This is a genomic window from Mesorhizobium sp. B2-5-4 (assembly GCF_006441095.1).
Classification (GTDB): Bacteria; Pseudomonadota; Alphaproteobacteria; order Rhizobiales; family Rhizobiaceae; genus Mesorhizobium; species Mesorhizobium salmacidum.
Genome location: NZ_VFUR01000008.1, coordinates 94,802 through 112,316, shown reverse-complemented (window position 1 = coordinate 112,316; position 17,515 = coordinate 94,802). Strand labels below are relative to the sequence as shown.

Below are 17,515 nucleotides of genomic sequence, written 5' to 3'. Positions count from 1 at the left end.
GAAGCAAGACATCGCCGTCAGCCCCGTAATGCTGGAACATTGCCGCCGGTGTGCTGTTAGGACGCTCGACAGCCGCTGTGACGCCGACAGCGCGAGGCCCGATGATCAAGGAGATTTCAATGTCGCAGTCCCAGACGACCACCAATCACGACGAAATTCGCAAATGGGCCGAGGAGCGTCAGGGCCGGCCGGCGGTGGTTCGCACCAAGGGCGAGGGCGGCATCCTGCGGATCGACTTCGGCGAGCCCGAGGAAGCATTCGAGCCCATCGATTGGGACGAGTTCTTCCGGATATTCGACGAGAACGATCTGGCGTTCCTGTATCAGGCCAAGACCAGCGACGGGAAAGCCAGCCGCTTCAACAAATTCGTCGAGCGCGATCGCAAGGGTTGAGAAGGCTGGCCTGGCAGCTGATCCTGGCCGATCCAGAAAATCTCGCAATTCGATGGAACAATCGACGGCTCCATTGCTTCGGGCGCTGAGCCAGAAAGGCGATCCGGCAAAATCAGGCCCCTGAACACAGTTGCGGATGACAGACGATCGCAACCCCCAACGGAAGCGACTTAGCCTCGGGCTCGGAGGACAAAATTCAATGCATCAGGTTCGCGCCGTGGTCCTTCACCACCTCTCGCATGATGTCGTTGAGCCAGTTTTCGGTCGACTGGCCAAGCCGCCTGTGGTCGATGGTTCGGATCGCTTGCTCGAGTGTCCTCTCAACCAGCCGGTCGGATGCGTTGACGTCCCCCAGCAAAAGACGCGCCGCGAGCCGCAGTTTGGGCAAAAGCGCGAAGACGTCGTCTGGCGAAGGGGGCACGGCGATGCCAGCTCGTTCCGACGCCTGCGCCGGAAAAAGGGCATTGAACACTGCCCTGCTGCCCGAGGATTTTCGCAAATTGCTGGCGTAGCGAAGATGTTCGGGAATGGCGATGTCGTTATCGCCGCTGAAGAACACGAAAGGGATGCCCCGACGCATCAACTTGTCCGCGATGGGAAACACGCGTCGGCCGTTGAGATTGACGTCCAGGATTGCAGCTTCGGCCTGATCGGTGTGTTCGGAAGCCTGCTCGACGGTGGCTGCGGGTCCGAGGATGATGGCGCCCATATTGCTGAAAAACCGTGCGAGATCTCCCGCCACCGCCCATTCGTCTTCGACAATCAGAATGTGCAATCCCCGCAGATCGCGCACGTCGTCATCCTTTCTTCGAACGGAGTTTAGGATGCAGAGAAGCCGTTTCCCATTTTCTGTGATCCAGCGCCGCCTGCAATCGTTTCGCAAGCACCAGCATGCGATCCGGGACGGACCCTGCATCGAGATATTTGATTGATTGAGGCGGCGCCATTGGTGCCAGGAGCTTCATGCCAGCTGAGCGTTTTGTCATTGAACCACCATGGGTGTTCAACGTCATCCGTGCTGTCTTGTTCCATTCTGCCTGCGCGCTATATGGTTATGTCCTATCCGTACCGACCTTGAGGGAGTTCATGTCGGGTCGGGGGAAGAGGGATATGCCGTGACAGCGCAATCAATCAAGTTCCCCATCGTCGGCGTCGGCGCGTCCGCGGGTGGCATTCCCGCGATGGAAGGGCTGTTCAAGGGCATCGCCGGTCAGCCAAGAATGGCGTTCGTGATCATCACGCACCTCAGTCCCAAGCGCAACAGCCTGCTGCATGAGGTTATCGACCGCTATACCGAGATGCCTGTCATGGTGGTCGAGGACGGCATGGCTGTCGAACCCGACCACGTCTATGTGATGCCGGAAAACGTCACTGTCGTCATCGAGAAGGGCGTGCTGCACCTTAGGCGGCCCAATGGGCTTACCCAAGAGCGTAAACCCGTCGATATCTTCTTCAGCGCACTGGCCGAGGACCAGGGCGAATATGCGGTCGGCGTCATTCTGTCGGGCGGCGATTCCGATGGAACCTTGGGCGTCAAGGCCATCAAGGAGCGGGGCGGGCTCACCGTGGCGCAAGCGGCTGACGGCTACGGTCCGCGCAATCCCGACATGCCGCAGAGCGCCATTGCCAGCGGGCTCATCGACGTCGCCGTGCCCGCCGAGGAGATTGGGGCGAAGCTGGAGGCTTACGCCCGCGGCTTCGACGCGCTGGACGGGCTGACGAACGAAGAGGACGTTCATACGGCCGATATAGATCAGGTCCGCGAACAGATATACGGGATCTTGCGCAGCCACTCCGGTCATGACTTTTCAGGTTATAAAACCAAGACCTTCCTGCGCCGGATCAAGCGGCGCATGCAGATCGCCCAGATTCAGTCCATCGGCGCCTATATCGACTGGCTGAAGAAGGACCCTCGCGAGGTGATGAACCTGTTTCGCGATCTGCTGATCAACGTTACCAACTTCTTCCGCGATCCCGACGCCTTCGAATTGCTCGAACAAAAGATCGTCCCGCGGCTGTTCGACGGCAAGACGGCGAGCGATACCGTCAGGGTCTGGATTCCAGGCTGCGCCACAGGCGAAGAGGTGTTCTCCATCGGCATCCTGCTGCGTGAACACATGGAAACGCTTTCGGCCGTGCCTCGCGTCCAGATTTTCGCGACCGACATAGACGAGCCGGCGCTGGCGGTGGCGCGCGCAGCACGCTATCCCGAAGCGTTGATGCAAGGACTTTCCCCGGAACGCAAACAGCGGTTTTTCACCGGCGATGGCGAAACGTACGTCCTCAGCAACGAGATCCGGGAACTGTGCATCTTCTCGCCACATAGCGTCATTCGCGATCCGCCCTTCTCGCGCATGGATCTGGTTTCGTGCCGTAACCTGTTGATCTATTTCGGCCCAGCCATTCAAAGCCGCGTTCTTCCTGTCTTCCACTATTCGCTGAAGCCCGGTGGTTATCTTTTCCTCGGCACCTCTGAGAGCGTCGGGCAGCACGAAAATCTGTTTGCCACCGTCGACAAGAAACATCGCCTCTTCCAGGCACGGGAGCATGTTTCGCCGCACATCAGGCTGCCGGCCCTGATCGGAGATGTTCCTTCCGGCGTTTTTCCCGCCGAAACCGCTGGCTTGAAGAAGGGAACTGTCGGCTATCCGCTGCGCCAGGCTGTCGAGGCGCAGGTGCTGGAGCGGTTCGCGCCGCCGCATGTCCTCGTCAATGCCGAAGGCGACGTCGTCTACTATTCGGCGAGGACCGGCAGATTCCTCGAAGCGCCGCAAGGTATTCCCAGCCGGCAGTTGCTGACGATGGCGCGCCGCGGGCTTCGGCTGGATCTGCGCGCCGCATTGAGGGAGGCGACGACGACACGCCGCACGGTCGTGCGGGATAACCTCGCTGTCGAGGAAGACGACGAACGCGTACAACCGATCAGGCTGACGATCGAGCCGCTCGCCGAGAGGGGCAATGGTGAGCCGCTTTACCTTGTGCTCTTCGAGCCGTCGGGACCGACGCAGGCCCGATCCGATGAGGACGGCGGCAGTCGTGACAGCGACAGCACCGCCGATCTCGAGCGGGAGCTGCGCGACACAAGAGAGCGCCTTCAATCCACCATCGAGGAATACGAGACGGCGCTCGAAGAGGTGAAATCCTCGAACGAGGAACTCGTCTCTGTCAATGAAGAGGCGCAATCCACCAATGAGGAACTCGAAGCGTCCAAGGAGGAGATGCAGTCGCTCAACGAAGAGCTCAACACGATCAACGCGGAGTTGACCAGCAAGATAGAAGAGCTCGATCACGCCAACAGCGATCTGCGGAACCTGTTCGAAAGCACCGATATCGCGACCATTTTTCTCGACCGCAGTCTTGTGGTGCGGACCTTCACGCCGGCGGCCTCATCCTTCTTCAGCCTGCGCCCCTCCGACGTCGGCCGGCCGTTGACGGATCTGTCGAGCCAACTCGATTACCCCGAGTTGAAGCAGCACATCGACAAGGTGTTCGAGACAGGCGAGACCCTGAACCACCATCTTGCGCGCGATTCCAGGGGCCTGTTTCACATGGTCCGCATCAACCCCTATCGGGACAAGGGCAACAGGATACAGGGCGTCGTGGTGACACTGGTCGATGTTACCACCCTGGCGCGGGCGGAAGAGCATCAGCAGGTGCTCATCTCGGAGCTGAACCATCGCGTCAAGAATATGCTCGCGGTGATCGCCAGCATCGCCAACCGCATGCGGGACAGTTCCGATACGAAGGAAGAGTTCGCGGACGCGTTGATCGGTCGGCTGCACGCCATGTCCCGGGCCTACGGACTGCTGACCCGCGAGAAGTGGAAAGAGGCTTCGGTCAAGGAATTGCTCCACCAGGAACTCGAACCGTTTGGCATCGAACGGATCGAACTCGATGGCGACGACGTTAAACTCGGCCCGCAACAAGGGCTTTCCCTCAGCATGGCCATTCATGAACTGGCCACCAATGCGGCCAAGTATGGCGCCTTGTCCAAGCCCCGAGGCAGGATCGGCGTCAAATGGGCGATGGATGGCGACAATTTCACGCTTGGCTGGCGCGAAAAGGACGGCCCTCCCGTCAGGGAGCCGTTGAACAATGGCTTTGGCCTGAACCTGTTGAAGGGGGAAATCGGCTACAGGCTCGGCGGCGATGTCGAGACCTCCTTCCGCAAGGACGGTCTCGAGGTTCAGATCGCTTTTTCGGCAAACCATAAGGACGCGCCATGAGCGACAGACCGCACGTTCTGGTGGTCGAGGACGAGTGGCTGATCGCAGAGGACGTCGCGTCTGACTTGCTTGCAGCGGGCTATCCCGTGGTCGGCCCTGTTTCGTCCGTTGCCGCCGCGCTTCAATTTGTCGAGGCGGACAAGGTCGACCTGGCGTTGCTGGATATTCAGCTCAACGGTGAAACGAGCCTGCCGGTCGCGGAAGTCTTGCTGGCTCGCGGCACTCCGTTCGCGTTCGTAACGGGCTTCGGGGAGCGTGATGTTCCTGTCCCGTTTCGAAACTGCAAATTCGTTGCAAAACCAGCAAGCGAGGCGGCCATCCTCACTGCCGTGGCTGACCTTGCGTCGCTTCGCGCAGCCAAGAAACGGTCGTGATTTCAAGCCAGCCGGTCGCGATCAATCCAGCGGCTTGTCGGTAGGCCGGGGCGTGGTACTCGCCTGGCGTGGCCGGCCGGCATTTCGATTGGTGACCGGATTATCCAGCGGAACGCTCGACGGCCGGGATGCGCCGGCGGTCTTTGGCGTCACCGGCTTTGCGCCGGCATCCGTTGCTTTGGCATTCCGCCTTGGGTGCGGCAGGCCACCGGCATTCGGCGATCGGACGGCGGGTTTCGAGGTTGAACCTTCCTTGGTCATTGTGGCTCCTTCCTTGCAAGGGAAAACATCTCATGTAGGCAGGTCAATCGTCGGCGCGATCGAAAGTTCCGAGACCGCAACGACACCACGCTGCCGAGGGCGGCACGAGTAAGGACGGAGCGGTTCTTGTGCCCGTGTGGATGTCCCAGTCATGCGGCTGCAAACGTCTTGCAGAGATCGGATACGGCTTCGAGGTTGGCCCCATGCGTGATCACGAAGGACGCGTCGATCGCGCCGTTCTGGATCTTGGCCAAAAGCGGATCTTCCGTTCAGGTGCGAACAACTCGAATAAGGCGAAGTGGAACAACTGACGTCGATGCAGGTTCGGTGTCGTGCGGCGTCGTCGCTCCCCTTGTTTGACGCTGCACGATCGGGTTCCCCTCAGCCTGATCAGCCCGCGCGCTCCCTTGCCGGGAGGCGCGGGCTTTTCCGTCAGCCGAGCGATCGTGTTTTGAATTCGGGCGGAACAACCCACTCGTTCGGCAGTTCGGCGCGCAGGAGAACCGAAATGCACTATGCCGATGAAATCGCGCTCAGGCGCGTGAAGATGCTGGTCGAACAATATGTTCTCGCCAGAAGCAGGAGGTATGATTTTGTCTCGACCGAGCTGGCGTGCCGGGCCATCCGTCAGGTGGTTCGCAGCCCGATCGAAGATACCGAACTCGATCATTTGCTGGCCCGAAGTGCGGTCAAACAGGGACTTTCCGTGCGGTTCGATCGAATAGGTCACTTGTCGGCTGCTCTACCCGAACTCATTGGGGAAAAGTCAGTATGAGAGCCTTATGGTCACTGTGTGCGGCATCGGCGTTGCTCGCCTTGGCGGCGTGCAACAACAATGCCGACCCCGTCAAATCCAAGACGGATACGACGAACAGCCAGCCTGTCGACAAGAATCCGGCGAAGGATACCAATCCGACACCACAGACCAGTACTGGCGGGGACCAGCAAGGCACGCAGCCAACGCAGCCGGCATCGCCCAAGCCGCCTGGCGGTTAAGAGCCATCCGGTCCAGGTGGGCCGCTGCTTGTCCGGGTTTGTGACGCCGCCGGGAAAATACGAAGCGACGCCTGTCTGGTTTCAGCCAATAATTCTTACTGGAACGGACTTAACGGCGGGAACGTGGGCTTTCTTGGCGCGGTGCCAGAGGGGCACCAGAGGGTTGAGTTCTGGATAATAGCCGGCGCAGTTGCCTTCAGGCACCGAATAGGATGTCACGCGCAAGCCCCGGACGCGCCGCTCGACACCGTCATCCGCATGGGTTTCGAGATCGATCTGCTGCCCCGCGGTCAATCCGAACCGTTGGATGTCGGCCTCGTTCATCAGCAAGACCATGCGTGTGCCATGGATGCCGCGCAGCCTGTCATCATAACCGTAGACAGTTGTGTTGAACTGGTCATTGGAACGCACCGTTATCAGCGTCAGGACCTTGTACCCGGATACATCGATATCGGGATTCGTCTCGAGCGTCGTCGGCAGCTTGAAATTGGCCTTCTTGTTCGGCGTCTCCCAAACTCGCTTCGACGCCTTGATGTCGCGATGAAAGCCTCCCGGCGTCAGGAACCGTTTGTTGAACTGGCGAAAATGCTGAGGGATGCAGCGTTCGATCTCATCGCGAATGCGGGAATAGTCGGCAACCCACTCGTCCCAAGGAATCGAGCTCGTGCCCGGTACGGTAGCTTTGGCCAGCTCGGCGACGATCTTCGGCTCTGAAAGCAGATTTGGCGAAGCTGGCGGGCGCGATCCGAAGGAGCCATGGATGCAGGCGGTGGAATCCTCCACGGAAACCGTCTGATCGCCGCTTTCCTGGCGGTCTCTCTCCAGCCGCGACAGGCAAGGCAACAGATAAGTTACCGCCCCGGGGATGAGATGACTGCGGTTGAGCTTGGTCGCGATCTCGACATGCAGGCCAAGTCCCCGCCAGGCTTTCTCGACCAGGCCGGTTTCAGGCACGGCGCGCACGAAATTACCCCCCAGGCCGATAAAGCCCTTCACGGAGCCGGCAATGACGCCTTCGCAGGTCTCGACCGTATCAAGGCCTTTTTCGCGCGGGGGCTCGAAAGCATAGAATTCCGCGAATTTGTCGAGTGGAACGAGCTCAGGTTTTTCAGATATGCCGACGGTGCGCTGGCCCTGGACGTTGGAGTGACCACGCAGCGGCGAAATGCCGGCACCGGGCTTTCCGATGTTGCCACGCATCAGCAGCAGATTGCAAAGCATCTGAACGTTCTCGGTGCCATGCCTGTGCTGCGTCAGGCCCATCCCGTAATTGCCGATCACCGCATTGGAGCGGCCGTAGACTTCAGCCACATGCTCCAGATCCGCTCGCGCGATGCCCGACCGTGTGACGATGTCTTTCCACTCGGCAGCGCGTAAATAGGCTTCGAACTCAGCAAAACCATGCGTGTGTTCGGCAAGGAACTCGACATCGAGGACACGCGAATTTCCATTCTCCCGAGCCGCGTCATCGAGTGCCAGCACCGCCTTGGCAATCCCGGTCATTGCGGCAATGTCGCCGCCGCTGCGGACCTGGAAGAAGTCGCTGGACATCTTGGTGCCGGGGCCTGGCGACAACATCTCGACGGGATCCTGCGGATTCTTGAAGCGCTTAAGCCCTCGCTCCGGCAAGGGATTGAAGGTGAACACCGGCACGTCACGTTGGCGAGCCTCCTGCAGCGGGTGCAACAGCCGCGGCGCCGTCACGCCGGTGTTGTGGCCGAAGAAGAACATCATGTCGCATTTGGAAAAGTCTTCGAGCTGCACGGTCCCAACCGGCGAGCCGATCGACTCGGGAAGTCCGACCGAGGTCGATTCGTGACACATGTTGGAAGAATCGGGCAGGTTCGACGAACCGTAGATGCGGGCGAAGAGCTGATACATGAATGAAGCTTCCAGCGAGGCGCGGCCGGATGTGTAGAAGACGACCGACTTCGGATCGAGCCGCCGAAGTTCCATGCCGATCTCGGCAAAGGCTTCATCCCAGGAAATCGGCTCATAGCGATCGGTGACAGCGTTGTAGCGCAGCGGATCCGTGAGCCTGCCTTGCTTTTCCAGGTCGCGATCCGGCCAATCGAGCAGGTCGGTGACCGAATGCCGTGCGAAGAAGTCCGGACCGCAACGCAGCTTCGTCTGATCCCACATGGTGGCCTTGGCGCCATTTTCGCAAAACTCGAAGGGCCGCGGCTCCGCTGGCTTGGCCCATGAGCAGGAAACGCACATGTAGCCGTCTGCCTTGTTCTGCTTGAGCAGCGTGCTCCATATTCCCGACATCAGCAGGCCTTCGCCATATGCCTTGCGGATCAAGGAGGACAGGGACCCCCATCCGCCCGTCGGGTGGTCGTATTTCTTGATTTCGACATGATCGGTAACGGCGGGTTCCATGACGGTCGTCCTTGCGAATGCCAATACCAAACCTCGCCCCTGCTTGATTGTTCCCGAGTCCGTGAAGCGAACGTCGCTGGTGCAATTCGGCCGCGCTTGCCAGGCGAACGATAACCGGTGCCTCGGCATCGGTTCGCGCCTGCGTGTGGAACTATTTTGGTCATTGGCTGTTCGGCAAGCGAAGGGAGCAGCACGATGGAGCGACGCAACGCGGTAATCTCGCTGGCGATAGCCGCGGTCATTATCATCGGTTTCCTGATCGGTTTTCACTACGTTGACATGGGCTGGCGCACTTCGCCCCTGAAACGGGCGCCTGAGCAGAACCAGGGCGGCAACGCTCCCGCGGATACTTCACCGGCCGCGGGCGTCCAGAAAAATCCCAAGGAAAATACCGAAATGCCGGGGCAGCAGTGATCGACCGCTACCAACAACCCCAGCTTGGCTCACCAGTGTCGCTATCCTTCATATGAACTCGGACGAGAGGACGTTGTGCTGTCAGATCCCACCGTTCTGATCCTGATGTATTTCCTTCTCCCGGTCTGGTTGGTCGCTGGTTTTGCAGACTGGCTCTGCCATCGCGCTTCGCATATCGAATCGACGACCGGCGCCAAGGAATCGTTGATCCATCTCCTGATGTTCATCGAGGTCGGCATACCGCTGCTTGCCGCCATGTTCCTCGACGTGAATGCCCTGGTCATAGCCATCATGATCGTCACCTTCTTCATTCATGAGGCCACCGCGATGTGGGACGTTCGCTACGCCACATCGGCGCGCACGGTAACGCCGATCGAACAGCATGTGCACAGCTTTCTGGAGATGATCCCGCTGATGGGGCTGGTCAGCGTCGTGTCCCTTCATTGGGGACAGTTTCTCGCATTGTTCGGGGCAGGACGGGAAACCGCGCGCTTTGATTTTGCCTGGAAATCGCAGCCGCTGCCGGTGACTTATATCGTCTGCGTGATGGCCGTGATCCTGCTTTTCGAATTGCTCCCTTATCTGGAAGAATTCGTCAGGGGGTTACGTGCCAATGCCGGCAGGCTCATTCCACCGAAAGCCAGACGACGCGACCCGGGCCAGACGACCTTGCGGTGAAGCGCTCAGCGGAAACGATGTCCCAGCCGTCTGGGTGCTGGCGCCCTGTGCGGAACATCTCTGCCGGACTGCCCATTATCAGAGGGTGACACGGACATGGAGTGTGGTGATGGGCATACTTTCGGATATGGACAAGAAGCTGACGGACAACATGTATGAACATGGCAGCGCGCTTACCGATGCCGTTGCGGATCTGCCGCGTGCGGTGGTCGAAACCGTCGAGCGGCTGATGCCTTTCATTCAGCCCGAAGCGCGCGAGACAGTGAGAAGTCAGGTTCTCGGCCTGGTCCACGAATATAGGGTCGAGAACCCTCCAGGCGCGGCCGAGCAGGATTGAACTAGCCGTTCTGGTCTATCGCGTGGGGCGCGGGTTGGCTCCCGTTGCTCGCTTTGTGGTCGCTGAACCACAACCAGGCCGCGATGATCACGACCGCCACGATCACTATCCAGGCTATGAGACGAGGCATTGCGGAATCCTCCGTGCCAGCAGTTCATCCACGTCGATGTGGTGATCAGGACGGGTTGAGGTCGGTTCGCCTCGTATTCCAAATACCGCAAGCGATCGTTTGTTCCGCTTGAGTTGGTTTCAATCGTGGCCGGCGGTCCCCTGTCACGGTCCATGTCTTGCGATGGCACCCGTGCGATCATTGATTGACGGGCACACGGGGCACTCTAGATCAATTCATGCCGATCACGATTCGCTTCGGTTGCGGGGAGACTGTTGCTGTGGCGCACCAAACGCCGGCTTTGACCTTCAGTGGCCGTCATCTCAGGCTGGATTATCTGTGCGTCCTGTTGCTTCTGGGCGTTTCGGCGGGATGCTCGTCTTCCGATCGGATCGAGCAGCAATCACAAACTGCGGCATCCGCCGCACAGACCGTGTTGATGGTGCTCGATGCCTGGACAAGCGGTGCGGCGCCGTTCGCATACACCGCCGGCACGCTGCAATCGGTCGGCAAGACACTGGCCGATGCCGAGGCGCAAATCCGATCGGCCGAAACGGCCGAACCCGCCGAGCAGGCTGCATTGGCGACAGCGGTCAAGGATCTGTCGGTCGCGGTGGCTCACGCCGGGGCGGGATTGCAGGCAGGCAATCGAGCGGGGGTCCAGAAAGCAAAACAGGATCTTCAACTGGCCTCGCGCTCGCTTGCCGCCGCCTATGCAAAATATTTCGCGCCGAAGCCATGAAGAAGCTCGTGGAAATATCGCTCGGCGTCGTTACCAGCGTTGGCGGCTTCCTCGAAGTCGGATCGATGGCGACGGCGGCGCAGGCAGGCGCGACTTTCGGTTTCCAACTGATCTGGGCCGTGGTGCTCGGCACCATCTGCATCATCTTTCTGGTGGAAATGGCCGGCAGGTTCGCGGCGGTGAGCCATCACACGATCTGCGATGGCATTCGCGAGAGATTTGGCTTCAACGTCTTTGTGTGGCCGTTGCTTGCCACCTTCTTGCTCAGTCTCATGGTGCTCTCCGCCGAGATCGGCGGCGTTGCCATCGCACTCGAACTTGCCACCGGCATAGGCTTCCAGTGGTGGGCGCTGCCGGTGGCTTTTCTGGCGTGGCTGCTGCTCTGGAAAGGCACGTTCGGCCTCATAGAGAAAGGCGTGTCGATGCTCGGCCTGGTGACCTTGTGTTTCGTCGTCGCGGCCGTGATGCTGAAACCCGACTGGACAGCGGTCGCTGCTGGCGCCGTGCCTTCGCTGCCAGCCCACGACACCGCCAGTTACTGGTTCATGGCGGTCAGCATTCTCGGCGCTTCGATATCGCCGTACCTGTTCATGTTCTATTCCTCCGGGGCCATCGAGGACCAGTGGGACAAGAGCTATCTCGGTGCCAATCGGGCCATAGCGGGACTGGGGATGTCTTTCGGCGGCACCATTTCGGTCGGCGTGCTGATCGTGGCCGCCCTCGTGCTGGCGACGCACGGCATCGACAAGGTGGACGATTATCACCAATTGCCGTTGATGCTGATCCCGGTATTCGGCTTCTGGGGTTTCGTCCTGTTCGTAGCCTCTCTCGCCATTGCCTGCTTCGGCGCTACGCTCGAAGTCGGGCTGCAGCAGGCTTACCTCGTGGCTCAAGGCTTCGGCTGGACGTGGGGCGAGGACCGCAAGCCGCGCGACAACCCAGGGTTCAGCGCGGTGTACACGGTATCGTTGTTTCTTGCCGCCATCCCCATCATGCTTGGTCTCGATCCGCTGAGGCTCACCATCTTTTCCATGGCGCTGACGGCGGCCAGCCTGCCGCTGACCGTGGTTCCATTCCTGTTTCTGCTGAACGACAAACGCTACGTCGGCGAGCATCGCAACGGCATTCTCTCCAACGCCGCGGTCATCTTCATCATCGCGCTCGGCTTTGTGCTGGCCGTGGTGACGATCCCGCTGCAGATATTCGGAGGCACATGATGAAATTGCTGCGTGATCTCCTGGACAAGCAGGTGGTTGACCGCGAACAGGTCAAGATCGGCAAGATCGATGGGCTGGTGGCGGAGTTGCGGCAGGGCAAGCCGCCAAGGATCATTGCGATCGAACTCGGCTCCATCACTTTGGCGCGCCGCCTCGGCGCAGGACCTGGGCGATGGGTGGCGCGACTCGCGGCAAAGCTGGGTGGCAAGCGCCATGGCGAGCCGCATCGGATCGCCTGGCACAAGGTGAGGGATATCGGCACCGACATCGAGTTCGATGTCGATGTGCGTCAGACGTCGATCTTCGCCTGGCAGGACTGGTTGCGCGATCATATCATCGGGCGCATTCCGGGAGCTTGATAATGACCATCGTCAATCTCGAACGTCTGGCTGGGCGACGCGTGCTGTCGCAGCGAGGCAAGAGCATCGGCTACATCGAGGAAATCCGCGCTGAACGGGATGGCGACGATTTCGTCGTTACCGAATTCCACGTCGGCATCCACGCTGCTTTCGAGCGTCTTTCTGCGTCGGCCATAGGCGTGGCGGTGCTCGATCTGTTCCGGCTGCGCCGCCGCGATGGTCTGTACCGCATCCCTTGGGACAAGCTCGACATCTCCGACCCGGCGCGCCCGCGGCTGCTGTGCCCGATGACCGAACTCTCCGGCATGAAGAGCGCACCCGATCGTCGCGAATAGGTCGCCGCGGCGCATCGGCGTGAATATTTTCAGCGCAGCATGCTCGCGGCCAGAAAGACCGCGGCGGCTATCAAAACGACAGCTGCAATGACAAACAGCGGCCAGTTGCCGCGAGGCCGCAGTTCCGGTTCGCTTTCGATCGGCCGCATCGCATTGGCGAAGCTGGCGTCGTTCTCGAATTTTGGCCGGGAACGTGGCGGCTCTGCTCCAGCGACCGGATTTTGTGTGTCGGCCGCCTCGGCGTCGGTCTCCAGCGGGACAATGGCGGGATCGAAGCCTGGCGTTTTGTCCTGCGTCGCTCCCGCCTCAATCTCGCCTCTGGCAGAGGCAGGGGTAGGATTTGACATCTTGGCCATGACCTCTCTCTTTCGAACCAAACTCTGCCAAATCGTCAGCGGTGGTTTTGACACGGCTATATTTGCTCGAGCAGAATCCTGGCGTCCTTGGCCGCAACGATGAACGCCTGTCTTGCGACCTTTGGAGGCTTTTCGCCACGCATCACGGCAAGGCACGCCCTGAGCGCGGCAAGACGCATTTCGGATTTCGGCTCTGGCCAGTCCCGCAGCAGCACTTCAGCGGCATCGGACACAGAGACCACGACCCTGTCTCGGTCAATGCGGCCAGGTTGAATGATGATCGGCTTTCTGAAATGGCCCGCACGCACTTGCCCCTCCAAGACCTGCTCCGTTGCTTTACAAAGCCTGCCCAAGGACGAGCCGCGCAGACCGCACGCTAACTCCGCGACCGCCGATTTGTTCCAGCGTACCTGGCGTTAGAATAGCGATGCCTGGAATCACTCGTTTTTCACGGCGTTTTTTTGCAGCCACGCCCGACGGCTCCTTCACGGATTTTGCCGCTGAATGGTCCGCTGGCATGCCGTCTCGATGGGGGAACAAAGCGCATCCCGGCTTGTTAGGTCGCAACGCAATTCGCTCACCGACAAGGACAAAGCCGATGAAAACACGACATCTTCTCGCCTCCTTCGCAGTTGCTTGCACTGTTCTCGCAATGCCCGCCTTTGCTGCCGACAGCGCTCAGGATTTCATCGACAAGGCTGCCGTCGGCGGCAAGTTCGAGGTCGACTCGAGCCAGATTGCCCTGGACAAGGTTCAGGACCAACGCATCAAGGATTTTGCCCAGATGATGATCCGGGACCACGGCGCCGCCAACGCCAAGCTGGAAGCGATCGCGGGCGAACAGAAACTGAAAGTACCGCCGGCGCTCGATGCCCAGCACCAGGGCGATCTGGACAAGCTCAAGAATGCGCAGGGGCCGATCGATCCGGCTTACGTCGACCTGCAGCGCAACGCGCATGACGACGCCGTCAAGCTGTTTGAAAATTATGCCAGCGGCGGTGACAACGCCGCACTCAAGACTTTTGCCCAGCAAACGGTCGGTACGTTGAAGATGCACCAGCAGACGATCGAGAAGATCGCCGCCAGGCAAGACGCCATCACGGGAGCGACAACGCCGGCGGTGAAGACCGACAATATTCCCAACGCCGCCGCTCTCGTCCCCGGCGCAAACAGCTTCACCGAAGCCCAGGCCAAGAGCCGGATCGAGAATGCGGGATATTCGAACGTATCGAAGCTTACCAAGGACGACCAGGGCATCTGGCGCGGCCAGGCGGCCAAAGGAGGCGAAAACCTCAACGTAGGGGTCGACTACCAGGGCAACGTCGTTGCCTCGAGCAAGTGAGCATGGATCAGGAGAAATCACATGAAGACGGTAACCGGACTGTTCGACAATTATGACGACGCGGCCGATGCGGTCGGCGAGCTCGAGGCGACGGGCGTCCCACATTCCAATATCAGCATCGTCGCCAACAACTCGGATGACTGGTATGAGGCAAACCGTTCCGAGGCCGCCGAAGACGCTGGCAGCGGCGCGGGAATCGGAGCTGTGATCGGCGGTGCCGGGGGCCTGCTCACGGGGCTGGGCGTCATGGCCATCCCGGGTGTCGGCCCGGTGGTCGCCGCCGGATGGCTCGCCGCCACCGCCGCGGGGGCGGTTGCCGGCGCCGTGGCTGGTGGAGCGGCCGGCGGCATTATCGGCGGTCTGACAGAGTCGGGCGTGCCCGAGCGCGATGCGCACATCTATGCGGAAGGTGTACGCCGCGGCGGCACCTTGGTGACGGCCAAGGTGGACGACGAACTCGTGCCGAATGCCGAGGAGATTTTGGGTCAGTCTCGATCGGTCGACCTGGCTGAACGCCGTAGGATGTACGAGGCGGATGGCTGGACCGGCTTCGACGTCAATGCAGGCGAATACGCACCCAAGGACGTCGATCGCGACGGCGGCCGCGCAATCAATCGACCCTGAAAGCGGATCCCGGCCCTGGCTGCGACCAGGCCAATGGGCGCAGTGCGGCCGGGTGGAACCATTTCTTCTCGATATGCCTCTAAGGGTGTAGCGGCGCGGCTCGCGCCTGGTCGTCAACGACAAACACGGCGCTCGCTTCACTGACGATGGACACGTGTTCCATGGCGGCCTTGCCCGCAGCTGGGCCATCGCCACGCAGGATCGCGGTGACGATGGCGTCGTGCTCCTGCCAGGATTTCGCCAGGCGTCCGGCCAGCCTGAACTGGGCCCGGCGAAAGGGGGCCAGCCGGCTGCGCGTCATCGCGGTCAATTCGTAGATGTGCGTGCTGTGGGCACCGCGATAGAGCCGGCTGTGGAACTCGGTGTTGAAGTACTCATAGTCTTCCTCGGCACCCAGCCGTACCAGCCGCGCCGAGGCCTGATGCTCGGTCTCGAGCGCGCGGCGCTCGCTGCCGGCCATGCGCTCGGCGCAGAAGCGCGCGCATATGCCTTCCAGCTCGGCCATGCTCTCGAACATCGAGGCGAGGTGCTCCTGAAGTTCTTCGGCGACGCCCCGATGCAGGCCGGCTTCGAGGCAGCACTTGGTCTTCTGGAAACGCTTGGCTGCCGGCTGGTCGAAATTCCGTTCAGCGATTTCTACGCCACCGCCAATCTTCTCTACGAGGGCGCCTGCGTCGCCGAGCGCTACGCGGCGATCAGCGACTTCATGGACGCCAACGAGGCCGCCATGCATCCGGTGACGCGCAAGATCATCGGCGGCGCCAGAAGCCTTTCGGCGGCCGACGCCTTTCGCGGCCTCTATGCCTTGCAGGCCTACAAGGCGAAGCTCGCCCCGGTCGTCGCCTCGGTCGACCTATTCTGCGTGCCGACCGCGCCTACGCATTACACCACAGCCGCGGTGCTTGCCGATCCGGTCGCCACCAACAGCCGGCTTGGCACCTACACCAACTTCGTCAACTTGCTCGATATGTGCGGCGTCGCCGTGCCGACAGGCAAACGCGGCGACGGCCTGCCGATGAGCGTCACGTTCTTGGCGCCGGCCGGCCGCGATGCGCTGACGGCGATGCTCGCCCGCGACCTGCATGCGCAGAGCGGCCTGCCGCTCGGCGCAACGGGTTGGCCGCAGCCCGGCCCGCGGCCGGCCGCCGTGCCGCCATGCGACGGCATGATCGACCTGGTGGTGGTCGGCGCGCATCTGTCGGGCATGCCGCTCAACGGCCAGCTCAACCAGCTCGGCGCGCACTTCCTGCGCGCGACCAGGACCGCCGCCGCTTACAAGCTCTATGCATTGGTCGGCCAGTCCGTGCCCAAGCCCGGTCTGATCCGCGTTGCCGATGGCGGCATGCGGATCGACGTCGAGGTCTGGCGGCTTGGGCCTGAGGCTTTCGGCCGTTTCGTCGCCGCTATTCCGGCTCCGCTCGGCATCGGCACGGTCGAACTCGACGACGGCACCCCCGCCAAGGGTTTTCTGGTCGAAGGCGCGGGCTTGGACGGTGCCTCCGACATCTCCTCATTCGGCGGCTGGCGCCGCTTTATCGCACGTGGCAATAGTTGAATGGATTTTGGTAGCGGGAGAGCGCTAACGCCTTTCCCCCCCACTCTGAAACCCTGCGATATTTTCTACGGTGTTGAGCGTGATGGACGTGTGGCGGTGCGGCAAAGATTGGGCGGGGAGCGGAAAGTCTGACCCGAAGTCGACGTACGTTGTCCCCGACGCGAACGGCGGCTTCGCGCCTCATGTCAGCCGTTCCAACGAGCAGTTGGTTATCCCAAAAAGCAGCCGTCAATGCAGCGGTTGATTCGGACACAATGACAGGGCAACTCACGAAGCAGTCCGCCGTGTCTCCAAGGAATATCTGATTGATGTAGTGCCCGGTCGCCTCGGCATGCGAACGCGCCAGCCGGAGCAGATCCGTCACCGCGCGCTCGACTTCCTCGAGCCGGTGGGGTTCTCCGATTCCGGAGGATCGATCCGGACGACGTCCTGCTTGTAGGCCTATCCAAGGGCGTTGTGAGGCTGTGCCTTCGCCGCTGCATGAAAAATCATCGGCGCCTTGCGCAGTCCCCTGCAGACCCAGCGCAGGAGCCCTGCATTTCGGGCGCCTTGGTCGAGTCCAAGACCTTGGTCTCCGTGCCGACGGACAAAACGCGGATGTTCTCCCATCGATGGGTGGAGGCGACACCGGCGATCGGCTGAACTTAGCCGAGACGTTGCTCGCCGACATCGCCTTGACGATCGCGGGGTTGCTCATCAGTGCGGCTTCTCGAGCCAAAGCCACTCAATGTGCGTGCCTGACAGCGTGAAGTCACCGAGCGCATTCCGAGGCTGCTTTCGTGCCTATTATACAAGTTGTCGCTAATGCAATGAAGG

General features: G+C 60.9%; 19 protein-coding genes and 2 pseudogenes. 14 read left to right on the top strand and 7 right to left on the bottom strand.

All coding sequences use genetic code 11. The features are described from left to right. Nucleotides 1-119 precede the first annotated feature (119 nt). Nucleotides 120-392, top strand: coding sequence for a hypothetical protein (locus FJ492_RS12490; protein ID WP_027144343.1), 273 nt, complete (start codon nt 120-122; stop codon nt 390-392). 196 nt (nt 393-588) lie between these two features. On the opposite strand, the gene FJ492_RS12485 is transcribed toward FJ492_RS12490, so the two are convergent. Together FJ492_RS12485 and FJ492_RS28745 are read right to left on the bottom strand one after the other, a co-directional pair. After that, the gene (locus FJ492_RS12485) at nt 589-1,185 is read right to left on the bottom strand and encodes a response regulator (RefSeq protein WP_181166642.1); all 597 of its coding nucleotides are present in this window, start codon (nt 1,183-1,185) and stop codon (nt 589-591) included. Nucleotides 1,186-1,189: 4 nt separating this feature from the next. Beyond that, a complete protein-coding gene (locus FJ492_RS28745; RefSeq protein WP_181165821.1) occupies nt 1,190-1,405 on the bottom strand; it encodes a hypothetical protein in 216 nt (71 codons plus the stop codon). A 102-nt stretch (nt 1,406-1,507) separates the two neighbouring features. On the opposite strand from FJ492_RS28745, the gene FJ492_RS12480 reads away from it, so the two are divergent. After that, nucleotides 1,508-4,618: a CheR family methyltransferase gene (locus tag FJ492_RS12480; protein ID WP_140712602.1), complete on the top strand. Its 3,111-nt coding sequence runs from the start codon at nt 1,508-1,510 to the stop codon at nt 4,616-4,618. After that, a complete protein-coding gene (locus FJ492_RS12475) occupies nt 4,615-4,992 on the top strand; it encodes a response regulator (protein WP_140712600.1) in 378 nt (125 codons plus the stop codon). The genes FJ492_RS12480 and FJ492_RS12475 overlap by 4 nt, the downstream gene beginning before the upstream one ends. Before the next feature lie 21 nt (nt 4,993-5,013). Here the strand turns inward: FJ492_RS12475 and FJ492_RS12470 are convergent, their stop codons facing one another. Beyond that, entirely contained in the window at nt 5,014-5,253 is a 240-nt protein-coding gene (locus FJ492_RS12470; protein ID WP_140770077.1) for a hypothetical protein, read from the bottom strand. Between the two features lie 508 nt (nt 5,254-5,761). On the opposite strand from FJ492_RS12470, the gene FJ492_RS12465 reads away from it, so the two are divergent. Continuing rightward, the gene (locus FJ492_RS12465) at nt 5,762-6,028 is read left to right on the top strand and encodes a hypothetical protein (protein ID WP_140712598.1); all 267 of its coding nucleotides are present in this window, start codon (nt 5,762-5,764) and stop codon (nt 6,026-6,028) included. A gap of 302 nt (nt 6,029-6,330) precedes the next feature. On the opposite strand, the gene FJ492_RS12455 is transcribed toward FJ492_RS12465, so the two are convergent. Further along, nucleotides 6,331-8,631 (bottom strand): FdhF/YdeP family oxidoreductase, encoded by a 2,301-nt coding sequence (locus tag FJ492_RS12455; RefSeq protein WP_140770073.1) that lies wholly within the window; start codon nt 8,629-8,631, stop codon nt 6,331-6,333. Between the two features lie 195 nt (nt 8,632-8,826). On the opposite strand from FJ492_RS12455, the gene FJ492_RS12450 reads away from it, so the two are divergent. The 7 genes from FJ492_RS12450 to FJ492_RS12420 all read left to right on the top strand — a co-directional run bounded on the left by FJ492_RS12450 (nt 8,827) and on the right by FJ492_RS12420 (nt 12,822). Beyond that, a complete protein-coding gene (locus FJ492_RS12450) occupies nt 8,827-9,045 on the top strand; it encodes a hypothetical protein (protein ID WP_027144351.1) in 219 nt (72 codons plus the stop codon). Nucleotides 9,046-9,120: 75 nt separating this feature from the next. Then, on the top strand, nt 9,121-9,723 hold the full coding sequence (locus FJ492_RS12445) for a diguanylate cyclase (RefSeq protein WP_140503992.1): 603 nt from the start codon (nt 9,121-9,123) through the stop codon (nt 9,721-9,723). Nucleotides 9,724-9,832: 109 nt separating this feature from the next. Next, nucleotides 9,833-10,060: a hypothetical protein gene (locus tag FJ492_RS12440; RefSeq protein WP_181166641.1), complete on the top strand. Its 228-nt coding sequence runs from the start codon at nt 9,833-9,835 to the stop codon at nt 10,058-10,060. 389 nt (nt 10,061-10,449) lie between these two features. Continuing rightward, nucleotides 10,450-10,911 (top strand): hypothetical protein, encoded by a 462-nt coding sequence (locus FJ492_RS12435; RefSeq protein ID WP_140770069.1) that lies wholly within the window; start codon nt 10,450-10,452, stop codon nt 10,909-10,911. Continuing rightward, complete coding sequence (locus FJ492_RS12430) at nt 10,908-12,128, top strand: divalent metal cation transporter (protein WP_140770067.1); 1,221 nt, start codon at nt 10,908-10,910, stop codon at nt 12,126-12,128. Before FJ492_RS12435 ends, FJ492_RS12430 begins: the two co-directional genes overlap by 4 nt. Then, a complete protein-coding gene (locus FJ492_RS12425) occupies nt 12,128-12,487 on the top strand; it encodes a hypothetical protein (RefSeq protein WP_140745552.1) in 360 nt (119 codons plus the stop codon). The genes FJ492_RS12430 and FJ492_RS12425 overlap by 1 nt, the downstream gene beginning before the upstream one ends. Before the next feature lie 2 nt (nt 12,488-12,489). Next, nucleotides 12,490-12,822, top strand: a complete 333-nt coding sequence (locus FJ492_RS12420) for a hypothetical protein (RefSeq protein WP_027144357.1) — start codon at nt 12,490-12,492, stop codon at nt 12,820-12,822. Nucleotides 12,823-12,851: 29 nt separating this feature from the next. Here FJ492_RS12420 and FJ492_RS12415 read toward each other — a convergent pair whose 3' ends face one another. Next, nucleotides 12,852-13,178 (bottom strand): hypothetical protein, encoded by a 327-nt coding sequence (locus FJ492_RS12415; RefSeq protein ID WP_140745557.1) that lies wholly within the window; start codon nt 13,176-13,178, stop codon nt 12,852-12,854. Nucleotides 13,179-13,234: 56 nt separating this feature from the next. After that, nucleotides 13,235-13,486 carry a DUF982 domain-containing protein gene (locus FJ492_RS12410; RefSeq protein WP_140712582.1) on the bottom strand — a complete coding sequence of 84 codons (252 nt, stop codon included), beginning with the start codon at nt 13,484-13,486 and terminating at the stop codon, nt 13,235-13,237. Nucleotides 13,487-13,776: 290 nt separating this feature from the next. On the opposite strand from FJ492_RS12410, the gene FJ492_RS12405 reads away from it, so the two are divergent. After that, nucleotides 13,777-14,520 (top strand): DUF4142 domain-containing protein, encoded by a 744-nt coding sequence (locus FJ492_RS12405; protein WP_140770255.1) that lies wholly within the window; start codon nt 13,777-13,779, stop codon nt 14,518-14,520. 21 nt (nt 14,521-14,541) lie between these two features. After that, a complete protein-coding gene (locus FJ492_RS12400; RefSeq protein WP_140503977.1) occupies nt 14,542-15,144 on the top strand; it encodes a general stress protein in 603 nt (200 codons plus the stop codon). Between the two features lie 79 nt (nt 15,145-15,223). On the opposite strand, the pseudogene FJ492_RS12395 reads toward FJ492_RS12400, so the two are convergent. Continuing rightward, nucleotides 15,224-15,703: pseudogene (locus tag FJ492_RS12395) on the bottom strand (FCD domain-containing protein); the annotation flags it as partial. Here FJ492_RS12395 and FJ492_RS12390 point away from each other — a divergent pair. After that, nucleotides 15,677-16,699 (top strand): annotated as a pseudogene (locus FJ492_RS12390) (amidase family protein); the annotation flags it as partial. The pseudogenes FJ492_RS12395 and FJ492_RS12390 overlap by 27 nt on opposite strands. Nucleotides 16,700-17,515 lie beyond the last annotated feature (816 nt).